Here is a 12,622-nt window from a genome sequence, read left to right as displayed (position 1 = left end):
CACCACCGTGCCATGGCCGCTCGCCCTTCAGAGCAAGCGCCGTTCTCTCTCCAAAACTTTTTGCAGAACCTTCAGGACACTATCCTGACAGGTCGGAGGGACAGCACCCCCCTCTGCCCTGCCGGGCATCTCCCCCGCAAGGGGGGAGATCGGCAGCTTCGCCGACAGCGCCTGCTGCGGAATAAATTGAGGATGCCGGCAGGAGGTATGCCAACGTCCGGAACAGGCGGATGCCGGTCAGCGCCGCGCCCGCAAAAGTCCCAGCAGCGCGTCCTCGTTTGGTTGGGGCGCTATCCGGATCCTTTCGCCAGCGGCATCATCCAAGGCCGCGGCAATACGTCCCGACAATGCGAAAAAGCGCGTCTCTTCAAAAAAACCGCGCACCGCCGGCCGGCTAGCCAGGGCCTGCATCGCCATGGCCGCCTTGGCCGAATAGAGCAGCACCGCCTCGACCGGCCGGGCGGACAGGCGCGCAAGCACGGCCTCGTCGGAGTAATCCAGCACAACGGTGTCGTAGGTCTCGACGGCGCGGACCTGAGCGCCCGCCGCCTGCAGCCGCTCCTCGAAGCCCGGAAAGCGCACCCGCCCGCAGAGATAGACGATGGTCTGCCCCGCGTAACCACCAGCAAGCGCATCGGCCAGCGCCTCGGCATTCCCTGGGCCTTCGCTGACCGACAGAAACCCGGCCGCGCGGGCGGCTTCCGCCGTCTTCCTGCCGACGGTGTGGCACGGCAAGCCGGCGAGCGCCGCGATGACCTCTTTCGGCGCATGGCGAACGCCGTTGGCACTGGTGGCCGCGACCGCCGCAGCCGCATCGGCGACCGCGCCGACGTCGACGGGCAGCGCCACCGTTTCGGTCAGCGGCAGCAGGATCGGCTGAAAGCCGGCATCCGCAAGCCGGCGCGCCGTGCGCAAGGCGCCCGGTTCGGGTCTCGTCACCAGGACGCGGAGCATGTCAGGTCCAGCCGTCGAAGAATGTTTCGCCGGCTTTGGCCCGAACGGTCGCGGCGGCTTCCGCGCCAATGCGCGCCGCCTCCTGCGCTGGCCCTTCCAGCCTGACTTCATGCGACTGCGTGCCATCGGGCGAGATGATCAGCCCGGCAAAGGAAACCGTTGCGCCGGATATCGTCGCATGGCCGGCGATCGGGGTGCGGCAGGAGCCGTCGAGCGCCGCCAGGAAGGCGCGCTCGCAGGCCAGCGCCTGGCCGGTCGGCACGTCGTGGATTGCCGCCAGCATCGCTTCCACGTCGCGGTCGCCGATGCGGCTCTCGATACAGATCGCGCCTTGCCCCGGCGCCGGCGGAAAGACGTCGAGCGGCATCAGGTCGGTGACGACATTTTCGAGCCCGAGCCGCTTCAGCCCGGCATAGGCGAGGATGGTGCCGTCGGCGATGCCTTCGTCGAGCTTGCGCAGCCGCGTCTGCACATTGCCGCGAAACATCACCACGTCGATGTCCGGCCGCATCCGCCGGATCAGTGCCTGGCGCCTGAGCGACGACGAGCCGACCCTGGCGCCTTGCGGCAGGCCGGCAATCGTTCGCGCCGCCTTGCCGATGAAGGCATCGCGTGCGTCCTCGCGCGGCAGGAAGGCGGCCAGTTCCAGCCCCTCGGGCAACAGCGTAGGCATGTCCTTCGACGAATGCACGGCGATGTCGATGCGCCGCGCCAGCAACGCCTCCTCGATCTCCTTGGTGAACAGGCCCTTGCCGCCAGCTTCCGACAGCGGCCGGTCCTGGATGCGATCGCCGCTGGTCGAGATGACGACCACCTCGAACGCCTCGGCCGGCATGCCATGCGCCGTCATCAGCCGCGCCTGCGTTTCATGCGCCTGCGCCAATGCCAGCGGGCTGCCGCGTGTTCCGATTTTCAAGGTTGTTTGCATGGCGCGCCGTCCGTGATAACCCCCGGCAGGATCGAGGTCCGTCTTTCCGGCTTCCTCCTATCGGGGAAAGGCAGGCCGTACAATCCTTGGAGACAGCGACGAATTGATCCGCGTTCTGGGCATCGAGACGAGTTGCGACGAGACCGCCGCCAGCGTGGTGGCGCTGGACGGTCGCAGCACGCCGCAAATCCTGTCGAACATCGTGCTCAGCCAGATCGAGGAGCATGCCGCTTTCGGCGGCGTCGTGCCGGAGATTGCCGCGCGCGCCCATGTCGAGGCGCTCGACGGCATCATCGAGGCAGCGCTGGCCGATTCCGGCGTCGACCTCGCCGACATCGATGCGATTGCCGCCACCGCCGGTCCCGGTCTTGTCGGCGGGCTGATCGTCGGCCTGATGACGGCAAAAGCAATCGCCGCGGCAGCTAAAAAACCGCTGATCGCCGTCAACCATCTCGAAGGCCACGCGCTGACGGCCAGATTGACCGACGGGCTCGACTTTCCCTACCTCTTGCTGCTGGTTTCCGGCGGCCATACCCAGATCGTCGCCGTGCGCGGCGTCGGCGACTACCAGCGCTGGGCGACGACCATCGACGACGCGCTTGGCGAAGCCTTCGACAAGACGGCCAAGATGCTCGGCCTGCCCTATCCGGGCGGACCGAATGTCGAGAAGGCGGCGGCAAATGGCGATGCGGCCCGTTTTGCGTTTCCGCGCCCGATGAAGGGCTCGGCGCAGCCCGATTTTTCCTTTTCCGGCCTCAAGACCGCAGTGCGCCAGGCGGCATCCGCGATCGCCCCGCTGAGCGACCAGGACGTCGCCGATATCTGCGCCTCGTTCCAGGCGGCGGTGGCGGATGCGCTCGGCGACCGTGTTTCGCGGGCGCTGACCAGGTTCCGTCAGCAATTCCCGGACAAGGCCGAGCCTGCGCTGGTTGTCGCCGGCGGCGTCGCCGCCAACCGGACGATCAAGGCGACATTGCAAGCGCTGTGCGAACAGGCCGGGTTCAGCTTCGTCGCCCCGCCGCTTAATCTCTGCACCGACAATGCGGCGATGATCGCCTGGGCCGGCATCGAGCGGCTGCGCGCCGGCATATCAGGCGAAAACGCCGCCGATTTCGTGCCGCGCTCGCGCTGGCCGCTGGACAGCGTCTCGGCCCCGATGGTCGGCTCTGGCCGGCGCGGGGCCAAGGCGTGACGAGCAAAGCCATGACGCGCAAAGCCAGCGCCGGCTGGCGTGTCGCCGTGCTTGGCGGCGGTGCCTGGGGCACGGCGCTGGCGCTGGCCATGCTGCGCGCCGGCCATTCGGTCCGGCTGTTCGCGCGCGACCCGGAGACCGTCGCGGCGATCGACCGTGGCGAAAATCCGCGCTATCTGCCCGGCATCGCGCTCGATCCCGGCATCGCGGCGACAAGTGACATCAAACTGGCTCTCGCCGACGCCGACTGCGTGCTGGCGGTGGCGCCGGCGCAATCGTTGCGCGCCATGCTGACGGCCGCGTCCAGCCATGTGCCGAAAGGCGTCCCGCTGGTGCTCTGCGCCAAGGGCATCGAGCGCGACACCGGCGCGCTGCTGTCGTCCATTGCCGAGGAAATCCTGCCGGCAAATCCGGTCGCCGCTTTGTCCGGCCCAAGCTTTGCCACCGACGTCGCCAGGGGCCTGCCCACGGCCGTGGTGGTCGCCGCCCGCGACGAGGCTCTGGCCACCGACCTTGCCGCCCGTTTCTCGGCTGAAAACCTGCGTTGTTATTCGAGCGACGACCTGATCGGCGTCGAGATCGGCGGCGCGCTGAAGAACGTCTTTGCCATCGCCGCGGGTGCCGTTACCGGCGCCGGGCTCGGCGCCAGCGCCCAGGCCGCAATGGTGACGCGCGGCTTCGTCGAATTGCGCCGCATCGGTGCCGCCTTCGGCGCAAAGCCGGAGACGCTGATGGGGCTTTCCGGCCTCGGCGACCTGCTGCTCACCTGCTCGTCCGCCCAGTCGCGCAATTTCGCCTATGGGCTGGCGCTCGGGCAAGGCAAGCCGCTTGCCGGCCTGCCTCTGGCTGAAGGCGTGCCGACGGCGGCGATCGCCGCCCGCATCGCCGGCGAGCGCCGGATCGACGCGCCGATCATCGCCGCCGTCGCCGCCATACTGGACGGCACCGTCACCATAGACCAGGCTGTGTCGGCGTTGATGACCAGGCCGCTCAAAACCGAAACCGACATGTAATCCCGAACGATTGCGGAGATGGAAAGATGCTGTTTGCGTTGATTTGCAAGGACAAGCCAGGAAGCCTGCAGGTGCGGCTCGATACGCGGCCTAAGCACCTTGCCTTCCTGGAAGGGCTGAACGGTGACAAGAAATTGGCCTTCGCCGGCCCGTTCCTCGACGCAGACGGCAAGCCGAACGGCACTCTCGCCGTTGTCGAGGCGCCCGATCTGGCTGCGGCAAAAGCCCTGTCGGCGGCCGATCCCTATACCAAGGCAGGGCTGTTCGAAAGCGTCGAAATCCGGCAGTGGAACTGGAGCTTCAACAAACCGGCGGGTATCTAAATGCATGTCGCGCAAAAGTGTGCAGCGGTTTTGTGATAACGACATGCATAAAACAAGAACCTGAAGCGCGTCGCATGACGCCGGTCGAACGCGACGCGCTTTTAGTCGCGACGGCACCTGAGGAGGAGCAAGACAATGAACTACTGGCTGTTCAAATCCGAACCCTCGGTCTTCTCCTTCGAGGACCTCAAGGCCAAGGGCAAGGCCGGCACGCAATGGGACGGCGTGCGCAATTATGCGGCGCGCAACAACATGAAGGCGATGCAGATCGGCGATCTCGGCTTTTTCTACCATTCCAATGATGGGCTCGACATAGTCGGCATCGCCGAAATCTGCGCTCTGGCCCATCAGGACAGCACGACCGACGATCCCCGCTGGGAGTGCGTCGATATCCGCGCCTTCAAGGACATGCCGAAGCCGGTGACGCTGGAACAGGCCAAGGCCAATCCAAAGCTGGCCGACATGGCGCTGGTGCGGCTCGGGCGGCTGTCCGTGCAGCCGGTGACGCCTGCCGAATGGCAGGAGGTCTGCCGCATGAGCGGACTGACGCCGGCGCCATGACGGCGCTGACGCCGGACAGTGCCAAGAAATTCATCCTCGACAACACGGCGCTGATGGCGCCGCCGCATGTGCCGGAGATACGCCTGCAGCTGGCCGACGAGGCGCATGAATTGTGGCAGCGGACCGAGGATGAGCTGACCGAAATCGGCCTGCCGCCGCCCTTCTGGGCCTTCGCCTGGGCCGGCGGCCAAGGCCTTGCCCGCTACATCCTCGACAATCCGGCGGCGGTGCGCGGCAGGCGCGTGCTCGACTTCGCCTCCGGCTCCGGCCTCGTCGCCATTGCAGCAGTGAAGGCCGGATCTGCCGAGGTGATCGCCGCCGACATCGACCCGTTCTGCGCGACCGCGGTCCGCCTCAATGCCGAGGCCAATGGCGTCGAGATAGAATTCCTCGCCGGCGACTGCATCGGCACCGATGCGGGCTGGGATCTGGTGCTGGCCGGCGACGTCTTCTACGACAAAGCTTTCGCCGACAGGCTGATGCCGTGGTTCGCAGCGTTGAAGGCGCGCGGCGCCGACATCCTCGTCGGCGATCCCGGCCGCTCCTATTTGCCGAAGACCGGGCTGGAACCGCTTGCCGTCTACGAAGTGGCGGTGACCCGCGCGCTGGAGGACGCCGAGGTCAAGCGCACCACCGTCTGGTGCCTTGCTTGACGGCATCGCCGAACAGGCGTTCCATCGCGCAATCGACCGGAGGGAATCATGGATTTTTCAGCAATCAATTGGCTGGCGGTAATCGTCGCCGCCGTGGTGGCGTGGCTGTTCGGCGCGGCCTGGTATATGGGCCTGAGCAAGCCGTGGCTGAAGGCCGCCAAGCTTGATCCGGCGACGATGAGCAAGTCGATGCTGCCCTTCGTCGTCTCCTTCGTCGCGGAGCTTGTCATGGCGCTGGTCATGTCGCTGATCATCGGCGCAGTGACCGGCGGCGAACCGAGCCTGCTTGCCGGGGTGATCTTCGGCTTCGTTCTCTGGCTGGGGTTCGTCGCCACGACGCTTTCGGTCAACCATCGCTACGAAGGTTTCGGCTGGGATCTGACGCTCATCGATGTCGGCCATTGGCTCGGCGTGATGCTTCTCATCGGCGCGGTGATCGGCTGGTTCGGCGCGGCGGCGACAGGCTGACCTTTAGGCGGCGACAGGCTGACCTTTAGGTTGGGGTCTTGCCGACTTCCTCGAGAAGCCAATCGCGAAAGGCGACGATGCGCGGATCGTTCGCCGCATTTTCGGGATAGACCAGGAAATAGGCGAACTCGGGCGCGACCTTGATGCCGAGTTCGAACGGCCGGATCAGCCGGCCTTCCGAAAGGTCGTTTGCCACCATGGCGAAATCGGCGAGCGCAACCGCGTTGCCGTCGAGCGCGGCCTGCACGGCATCCGTCGAATTGCCGAACACGATGGTCCGGCTGTCGTCGAAATCGTCGACGCCCGCCGCCGCCATCCACATGCTCCAGTTCGGCCAGGTGACGCCCTGGCGCGACCACTCGATATGCGCCAGCGTATGATGGAACAGGTCGCGTGGCTCCTTGAGCGGCGGCCCTGACCGCAGCAAGGCCGGACTGCAGACGGGAATGATGACGTTTTCGAACAGCCGGTGCGAGCGAAGCCCCGGATATTTGCCGGCGCCGAAACGGATGCCGACATCGACATCGTCGCGGTCGAAATCGCGCACCTCATAGCTGATATCGAAGCGCAGCTCGATTGCCGGATGCTGTTTGCGAAAATCGTCGACGCGCCGCATCAGCCACTTCGTCGCGAATTGCGCATCGAGGGTGACCTTCAGCAGCGCCGATCCGCGCGCCGTCTTCTGCGCCCGTGAGACCGCGCGGCCAAGCAGGTCGAGCGCGTCGGTCGAGGCCTCGAACAGCACCGCACCCGCCTCGGTGAGCCGGATTGTGCGGCTGGTGCGTGTGAACAGCATGATGCCGAGCTGATCCTCGATTTCCTTGATCTGGTGGCTGACCGCTGCCGGCGTCAGGCCGAGCTCGTCGGCGGCGCGGGTGAAATTGAGGTGCCGGGCCGCCGCCTCCAGCGTCCGCAGCGCACGGGTTCCAGGCAGCGGGCGCGCCATCAGGGCCAGACGAGGAGGGTTCGGTCGAGCATTCCAATCCTCAAACAAAACTTGAAGATGCAGAAAAAACTACTCGTTTCCCGTTTGAATTTCAATCCGCCATGATCTGAGCATCGAAGAAACATCAAACCGGATTTGATGTCCGGAGAAGCGGATTGCACCATGTCTGACATCGCCCTGCGCTCTGTAACCCTCCGCCCGGCCTGGCTGCGCGCCGTGCTCGACTGGCTTCGGCACGCGAGAATCGCGGCCAGTCTTCCCTACGAGAATGTCGAGGATCTCTCCGATCGCCAGCTGCGCGACATCGGTAGCGAACGCAAGGACATCGCACGCGCCATGGACCGCGAACTCGGCCGGCTCGGCCTTCTCGACATAGGGTGGCAAAGGAGTAGGGGAGTAGGGGAGTAGGGGAGTAGGGGAGTAGGGGAGTAGGGGAGCTAAGCGGCGCGCCCGCCCCTGTCTCTACTTTTACTGCCCTATTCCCCTACTCCCTTATTCCCCTATTCCCTTACCTTACCACCCTCACCACCGTCCGCTCCGACAGCAGCGGCAGCAGCCGTGCCATGGTGCGGGCTGTTACCGCGACGCAGCCTTGCGTCGGCGTGAAGCCGGGGCGCGCCAGGTGGAAGAAGATGGCGCTGCCGCGCCCGCGCCGGCGCGGCACAATGTTCCAGTCCAGCACCAGGCAGGCATCGTAGAGATCGTCGGCCCGCTGCATCCGCTCATGGCTGGCGCCATAGGGGATTTTGACCGGGCGGTTGTAGTTGCGGTCCCCAGGCACTTCGCACCAGCCGAGGTCGCGGCCGATCGGCGTCATCGCCAGCCGCGTCCGGCGGCCGCTGGAAAAACGGTCGCCGCGAAAATATCCCGACAATATCCGCATCGAGGCGAGCGGCGTGGCGCCATCGCCCTCGCGCTTGCCGGCCGAGATGCCGCCATGCCCCAGCGCACATGGAAACACGAGTTTGCCGGCCTGTAGAAAGCCCTGGCTGGCATGGCCGGGCCGCGCGCGCACGGTGAGCACGGTAAGCCCTTTCGGCAAAATTGCGCCGACTGCATTGCGATCGTGTTTTTTCTTGTATGATCGTGCCACGGAACAAATCACTGTGAACGGCTGTTGTGCCGGTCAGCTTCCGCATAAACAGGCAGCGGTCAACTGAAATCTCTTTTCAAAACAACGGATTGATCCATGACTTCACGCACCATTCTGATCGTCGACGACGATGACGACCTGCGCGGCACCCTTGTCGAGCAATTGTCGCTTTATGAGGAATTCGATGTCCTGCAGGAAGCGACCGCCGCCAAAGGCGTCGCCGCGGCGCGCGGCGGGCTTATCGACCTGCTCATCATGGATGTCGGCCTGCCCGACATGGATGGCCGCGAGGCGGTGAAGATATTGCGCAAGGGCGGCTACAAGGCGCCGATCATCATGCTGACCGGCCACGACACCGATTCCGACACGATCCTTGGTCTCGAGGCCGGCGCCAACGACTATGTGACCAAGCCGTTCCGCTTTGCCGTGCTGCTGGCCCGCATTCGCGCCCAGCTGCGCCAGCACGAGCAGAGCGAGGACGCCACTTTCTCGGTCGGCCCCTACACGTTCAAGCCCAGCCAGAAGCTTCTGATCGACCCGCGCGGCGCCAAGGTGCGGCTGACCGAAAAGGAAGCCTCGATCATCAAATATCTCTACCGCGCCGACCAGAAGGTGGTGACCCGCGACGTGCTGCTGGAGGAAGTCTGGGGCTACAATTCCGGCGTCACCACGCATACGCTCGAAACCCACGTCTACCGGCTGCGCCAGAAGATCGAGCGCGATCCTTCCAACGCGGAAATTCTCGTGACAGAAAGCGGCGGCTACAAGCTGGTTCCTTAAACATTTCATTATTCAAATAAGCGATCCGGGCGGGGCGCTTTTCGGGTACGGTCCTGAGCTGGAGGTGGGTCTGGATCGAACTCGCGGAGGCATCGGGTCCAAGGAGCGGAACCGATTTTTGAAACGCCTTGCGCGTCCGGGGGACGCGCGGCGCTCTAGGGAGGAGTGGGACTGACGGTTCGGGGACATAGCTAGATGGCGCTGGATGACGACATCCGCATCCTGTCCACCGTGAGGCTCTTCGAGGGCTTTACGCAGGAACAGCTGCGTCTGCTCGCCTTCGGCGCCGAAACCACCATGCTGAAAGCCGACCACAAGCTTTATCGCGAGGACGACGAAGCTGATTCGGCCTACATCGTGGTCAGCGGCCGCATCGTGCTCTATCGCGAGCACGACGGGGAGCGCATCCCGATCGGCACCGCCGGTCCCGGCACCATACTCAGCGAACTGGCGCTGATCGCCGACACCAACCGGCTGACCAGCGCCTCCGCCGAAATCGATTCGGAAGTGCTGCGGCTCAGCCGCAAGATGTTCCGCCGCATCCTCGAGGAATACCCGGAGCTGGCGGTTCACTTGCACCAGCGCATATTGGAGGATTTCCAGGCGATGATCCGCCGGATCGAGGAACTTGGGCCGCGTTTTGCCGGCTAATGTAGCGCCTCTGGTTTAACCAGATTTCGGAATTTGCGAGTTCTCAAGGCCGGTGCGTTGCGGAAACAAGCTCGGCCTTGCGCCGCGCCGTCTCCAGTCCGAGCGCAATGAAGCGGCGCGCATGTTTGGCCAGCTCCATATTGTCGGTCCACAGATTGCGCCAGATCGCGGTTTTCCGCGACAGGTTCTCGTCGACGATTTCCGACGAGAAGGATTCGAAGCTGAGGTCGTCGCTGTAGCCGATAGCGGTCAGCGCATCGAATATCCCGGCGAAATCGATATTGCCGGTGCCGAGGAAGCCGCGATGGCTCTCGCCGATATGGACATAGCCGATTTTCTTTGCGGCGTTGCGGATGGCCAATCCGACATCGGCCTCCTCGATGTTCATGTGGAACGTGTCGAGATGCAGGAAGATGTTGTCGGAGCCGCTGTCCTCGATAAAGGCCATGCCTTGCGCGGCGGTGTTGAGCAGGTTGCTTTCGAAGCGGTTGACGATCTCGAGGTTGAGGGTGACGCCGGCTGACTTTGCCGTCTCCGCCACCTCGGCAAGCGTGCCGGCGCTGCGGTTCCACTGGTCGCGCGTCGGCGCCTCGCTCTGCAAGCCGTGGCTGGTGCTGAGGATGCCGGCAACCTTCTGGCCGCCGAGATCGCGAGTCAGCGCGATCGTACGTTTCAGGATTTCGACGCCGTGCGCCGCAATCGTTTTGTCGGCGCTCGAAATATCGCCGTCGGCCGGCAGTCCGATGCTGATCGCGACGCCGAGGCCGAGATCGGCTATCCGCTTGGCCAAGCCGTCAATGTCGACATTGGCGGGGTCGAGATAGGAGAATTCGATCAGGTCGAAGCCGGCTTCGCTGGTGTTGGCCAGCGTCCGCTCGAGATCGCTCTGCGTCGAGCTCGCCGACCAGACGAATGAGTGGATTCCGATGCGCGACATGATTGTCTCCGGTTATTCCAGCAGTAGCGGACCCAAGTCCAAATCGGTGTTTGGCAATCCGTTGCTCAGACAAAAAAGGTGCGGCCGGTCATACCGGCCGCCCCACGCGTGGGAGGTTTAGCGAGCTGCGGTCCAGCCCTTGTAATCCTTCAAATTGTCGGCCGTGATCAGCTTCGGGTCGAGCAGCACCGTCGGCTCGGCCGGCTTCTTGCCGGCAAGCAGGTCAGCCGCCATCGTCAGCGACTGGCCGGCCATCACATAGGGATCCTGCGAGGCCGAGGCCTTGATCATCGACGTGCCGGAAGCGAGTTCCTTCTCGATATCGGGCGCGCCGTCGACCGCCGTGAAGATGAACTCCGAGCGGTTGAGCTGCTTGGCCGCAAGCTGGGCGCCGATCGCCGTCGGATCGTTGATGGCGAACACCGCGTCGATCTTGTCGAAACGGGTCAGCAGCGACTGAAACACTTTCAAGCCGCCGTCACGTGAGCCTTCGGCGTTCTGGTCGTCTGAAAGGACCTTGATGTCGGGGTGTTTTGCCAGCACGTCCTTGCAGCCCTTGACCCTCTCCAGGATCGACGACGAGGCCGGGCCGTTGAGGATGACGTAGTCGCCCTTGCCGCCGGTATGGTCGACCAGATACTGGCACGCCTCTTCGCCGGCCTTGACATTGTTGGTCATCACGGTGACGTCGGCGCCCGGCGCCGAAACGTCAAAAGCGGCAACGACGATGCCGGCCGCCTGTGCCTTCTTCACCGCCGGTGCGATCGCCTTGGCATCGACGGCATTGAGCATGATGACGTCGACGCCGGCGGCGATGAAGGAATCGACCTGCGAGACCTGCTTGTTGAGATCGTAGTCGGCCGATACCGATGTCACCTGCACATTCGGGTTGATTTTCTTGGCCGCGTCCTCGATGCCCTTGATGGTGGCGACGAAGAACGGGTTGCCGAGCAGGCCGACCGAGATGCCGACCTTGTTCAGGTCCTTGGCCGATGCCGGCGCGATGACGGCGGCTGCAAGGGCGACGCCGCAGAGCAGTTTAGCGATGATCTTCATAGTTTTATTTTCCTCCTGATGCCCGCGCCTCTCACGGTGCGTTACACATGAAACCGGCTCGATGGACGCCGGCGACTAAGGGCCATCACGTTCTTGCTCCTGCCTGGAGCCGGTAACGGTCGAGGGCGACCGCCACGATGATGACCAATCCCTTGATGATGTACTGCCAGATGTCGGAAACACCGGCGAGGATGAGCCCATTTGACAGCACGGCGATGATCAGGCCGCCGATCAGCGTGCCCCAGATCGAGCCGACGCCGCCGACGAAGCTGGTGCCGCCGAGGATGACCGCGGCAATGGCGTCGAGTTCGTAGGACTGGCCGAGCTGCAGCCCGTTGGCGGCATAGAGCCGGGCCGCCGACATGGCGCCGCCAAGGCCGGCCAGAAGGCCGGAAACGCCGTAGACGAAGAGCAGCACCAGCGGCACCTTGATGCCGGTCAGTCTGGCGGCCTCGGCGTTGCCGCCGACGGCGTAGATCCAGGTGCCAAGCACGGTGCGCTTGAGCACCAGCCAGGACAGCACCACGACCGCCAGCGCGATGATGACCAGCCATGGAACGCCGAACAGCGAACCGTTGCCGATGAAGTCGAACGGCAGGTCCGAGTTGAACACCGTCGTGTCCTGGCCAAGCAACCGGGCGACGCCGCGCACGGCGGTCAGTGATCCCAGCGTGACGATGAAGGGCGGCAGCTTGATGTAGGCGATCAGCAGGCCGTTGATGACGCCGAAGCCGAGCCCGACGAGAATGGCCGCCGGCACGCCCAGCAGTCCCCAATCGGGCACCAGCGACACCATCACCGCCACCATCGCCGAGGCGGCAAGGATCGAGCCGACGGACAGGTCGATGCCGCCAGTCAGGATGACGAAGGTCATGCCGGCCGCCAACACGATGTTGATCGACGATTGCTGCATGACGATCAGCAGATTGGTCTGGGTGAAAAAGCGCGGGTTGATGAACTGGAAGCCGACCGCCAGCAGAATCAGGATCGGCAGCATGCCGAGCGCAGCGATGGCGGTGCGCCACCTTGTGCTCCTGCCCACCGCCCGGTCGTCCGCTTTCATCGTG

16 protein-coding genes are annotated in these 12,622 nt (G+C 64.5%); 9 read left to right on the top strand and 7 right to left on the bottom strand.

Annotated elements, in window-relative coordinates; genetic code table 11:
* Positions 1–237: 237 nt before the first annotated feature.
* Both NKI50_RS30065 and hemC read right to left on the bottom strand, forming a co-directional pair.
* A complete protein-coding gene (locus tag NKI50_RS30065; RefSeq protein WP_352643902.1) occupies positions 238–954 on the bottom strand; it encodes a uroporphyrinogen-III synthase in 717 nt (238 codons plus the stop codon).
* A gap of 1 nt (position 955) precedes the next feature.
* Positions 956–1,882 (bottom strand): hydroxymethylbilane synthase, encoded by a 927-nt coding sequence (hemC, locus tag NKI50_RS30060; RefSeq protein WP_023721376.1) that lies wholly within the window; start codon positions 1,880–1,882, stop codon positions 956–958.
* 106 nt (positions 1,883–1,988) lie between these two features.
* Here hemC and tsaD point away from each other — a divergent pair, with 106 nt between their 5' ends.
* The 6 genes from tsaD (at position 1,989) to NKI50_RS30030 (ending at position 6,092) form a co-directional block, all read left to right on the top strand.
* Complete coding sequence (tsaD, locus tag NKI50_RS30055) at positions 1,989–3,074, top strand: tRNA (adenosine(37)-N6)-threonylcarbamoyltransferase complex transferase subunit TsaD (protein ID WP_031194644.1); 1,086 nt, start codon at positions 1,989–1,991, stop codon at positions 3,072–3,074.
* 11 nt (positions 3,075–3,085) lie between these two features.
* On the top strand, positions 3,086–4,087 hold the full coding sequence (locus NKI50_RS30050) for an NAD(P)H-dependent glycerol-3-phosphate dehydrogenase (protein ID WP_352643901.1): 1,002 nt from the start codon (positions 3,086–3,088) through the stop codon (positions 4,085–4,087).
* Between the two features lie 26 nt (positions 4,088–4,113).
* The gene (locus NKI50_RS30045; protein WP_023721379.1) at positions 4,114–4,410 is read left to right on the top strand and encodes a YciI-like protein; all 297 of its coding nucleotides are present in this window, start codon (positions 4,114–4,116) and stop codon (positions 4,408–4,410) included.
* Between the two features lie 135 nt (positions 4,411–4,545).
* The gene (locus tag NKI50_RS30040) at positions 4,546–4,971 is read left to right on the top strand and encodes an EVE domain-containing protein (protein ID WP_352494080.1); all 426 of its coding nucleotides are present in this window, start codon (positions 4,546–4,548) and stop codon (positions 4,969–4,971) included.
* On the top strand, positions 4,968–5,624 hold the full coding sequence (locus NKI50_RS30035; protein WP_023721381.1) for a class I SAM-dependent methyltransferase: 657 nt from the start codon (positions 4,968–4,970) through the stop codon (positions 5,622–5,624). Before NKI50_RS30040 ends, NKI50_RS30035 begins: the two co-directional genes overlap by 4 nt.
* A 48-nt stretch (positions 5,625–5,672) precedes the next feature.
* The gene (locus NKI50_RS30030; RefSeq protein WP_023721382.1) at positions 5,673–6,092 is read left to right on the top strand and encodes a DUF1761 domain-containing protein; all 420 of its coding nucleotides are present in this window, start codon (positions 5,673–5,675) and stop codon (positions 6,090–6,092) included.
* Positions 6,093–6,117: 25 nt separating this feature from the next.
* On the opposite strand, the gene gcvA is transcribed toward NKI50_RS30030, so the two are convergent.
* Positions 6,118–7,038, bottom strand: a complete 921-nt coding sequence (gene gcvA, locus NKI50_RS30025; RefSeq protein ID WP_352643900.1) for a transcriptional regulator GcvA — start codon at positions 7,036–7,038, stop codon at positions 6,118–6,120.
* A gap of 162 nt (positions 7,039–7,200) precedes the next feature.
* On the opposite strand from gcvA, the gene NKI50_RS30020 reads away from it, so the two are divergent.
* On the top strand, positions 7,201–7,446 hold the full coding sequence (locus NKI50_RS30020; RefSeq protein WP_352718591.1) for a hypothetical protein: 246 nt from the start codon (positions 7,201–7,203) through the stop codon (positions 7,444–7,446).
* Between the two features lie 100 nt (positions 7,447–7,546).
* On the opposite strand, the gene NKI50_RS30015 is transcribed toward NKI50_RS30020, so the two are convergent.
* Complete coding sequence (locus tag NKI50_RS30015) at positions 7,547–8,083, bottom strand: L,D-transpeptidase family protein (protein ID WP_245278686.1); 537 nt, start codon at positions 8,081–8,083, stop codon at positions 7,547–7,549.
* 144 nt (positions 8,084–8,227) lie between these two features.
* On the opposite strand from NKI50_RS30015, the gene NKI50_RS30010 reads away from it, so the two are divergent.
* Together NKI50_RS30010 and NKI50_RS30005 are read left to right on the top strand one after the other, a co-directional pair.
* Positions 8,228–8,911: a response regulator transcription factor gene (locus NKI50_RS30010; RefSeq protein WP_023721386.1), complete on the top strand. Its 684-nt coding sequence runs from the start codon at positions 8,228–8,230 to the stop codon at positions 8,909–8,911.
* Positions 8,912–9,106: 195 nt separating this feature from the next.
* Positions 9,107–9,562, top strand: coding sequence for a Crp/Fnr family transcriptional regulator (locus NKI50_RS30005; RefSeq protein WP_023680480.1), 456 nt, complete (start codon positions 9,107–9,109; stop codon positions 9,560–9,562).
* A gap of 43 nt (positions 9,563–9,605) precedes the next feature.
* Here the strand turns inward: NKI50_RS30005 and NKI50_RS30000 are convergent, their stop codons facing one another.
* The 3 genes from NKI50_RS30000 to NKI50_RS29990 form a co-directional block, all read right to left on the bottom strand.
* Entirely contained in the window at positions 9,606–10,499 is an 894-nt protein-coding gene (locus NKI50_RS30000) for a sugar phosphate isomerase/epimerase family protein (RefSeq protein WP_352494078.1), read from the bottom strand.
* Positions 10,500–10,616: 117 nt separating this feature from the next.
* Positions 10,617–11,555, bottom strand: coding sequence for an ABC transporter substrate-binding protein (locus tag NKI50_RS29995; RefSeq protein ID WP_023721388.1), 939 nt, complete (start codon positions 11,553–11,555; stop codon positions 10,617–10,619).
* An 85-nt stretch (positions 11,556–11,640) separates the two neighbouring features.
* Positions 11,641–12,618, bottom strand: coding sequence for an ABC transporter permease subunit (locus NKI50_RS29990; protein ID WP_502896313.1), 978 nt, complete (start codon positions 12,616–12,618; stop codon positions 11,641–11,643).
* Between the last annotated feature and the right edge of the window lie 4 nt (positions 12,619–12,622).

It is taken from the genome of Mesorhizobium sp. M0563 (assembly GCF_040321065.1).
Taxonomy (GTDB): Bacteria; Pseudomonadota; Alphaproteobacteria; order Rhizobiales; family Rhizobiaceae; genus Mesorhizobium.
The sequence above is the reverse complement of the archived record's forward strand: the minus strand, read 5'-3'. Positions and strand labels throughout refer to the sequence as shown.

Coding starts and splice junctions, on each gene's coding strand:
- NKI50_RS30040 (WP_352494080.1), top strand. CDS start 4,546: ATGAACTACTGGCTGTTCAAATCCGAACCCTCGGTCTTCTCCTTCGAG.
- NKI50_RS30050 (WP_352643901.1), top strand. CDS start 3,086: ATGACGCGCAAAGCCAGCGCCGGCTGGCGTGTCGCCGTGCTTGGCGGC.
- NKI50_RS30035 (WP_023721381.1), top strand. CDS start 4,968: ATGACGGCGCTGACGCCGGACAGTGCCAAGAAATTCATCCTCGACAAC.
- gcvA (WP_352643900.1), bottom strand. CDS start 7,038: ATGGCGCGCCCGCTGCCTGGAACCCGTGCGCTGCGGACGCTGGAGGCG.
- NKI50_RS30005 (WP_023680480.1), top strand. CDS start 9,107: ATGGCGCTGGATGACGACATCCGCATCCTGTCCACCGTGAGGCTCTTC.
- NKI50_RS30045 (WP_023721379.1), top strand. CDS start 4,114: ATGCTGTTTGCGTTGATTTGCAAGGACAAGCCAGGAAGCCTGCAGGTG.
- NKI50_RS30010 (WP_023721386.1), top strand. CDS start 8,228: ATGACTTCACGCACCATTCTGATCGTCGACGACGATGACGACCTGCGC.
- NKI50_RS30020 (WP_352718591.1), top strand. CDS start 7,201: ATGTCTGACATCGCCCTGCGCTCTGTAACCCTCCGCCCGGCCTGGCTG.
- NKI50_RS29995 (WP_023721388.1), bottom strand. CDS start 11,555: ATGAAGATCATCGCTAAACTGCTCTGCGGCGTCGCCCTTGCAGCCGCC.
- NKI50_RS30030 (WP_023721382.1), top strand. CDS start 5,673: ATGGATTTTTCAGCAATCAATTGGCTGGCGGTAATCGTCGCCGCCGTG.
- hemC (WP_023721376.1), bottom strand. CDS start 1,882: ATGCAAACAACCTTGAAAATCGGAACACGCGGCAGCCCGCTGGCATTG.
- NKI50_RS30065 (WP_352643902.1), bottom strand. CDS start 954: ATGCTCCGCGTCCTGGTGACGAGACCCGAACCGGGCGCCTTGCGCACG.
- NKI50_RS29990 (WP_502896313.1), bottom strand. CDS start 12,618: ATGAAAGCGGACGACCGGGCGGTGGGCAGGAGCACAAGGTGGCGCACC.
- NKI50_RS30000 (WP_352494078.1), bottom strand. CDS start 10,499: ATGTCGCGCATCGGAATCCACTCATTCGTCTGGTCGGCGAGCTCGACG.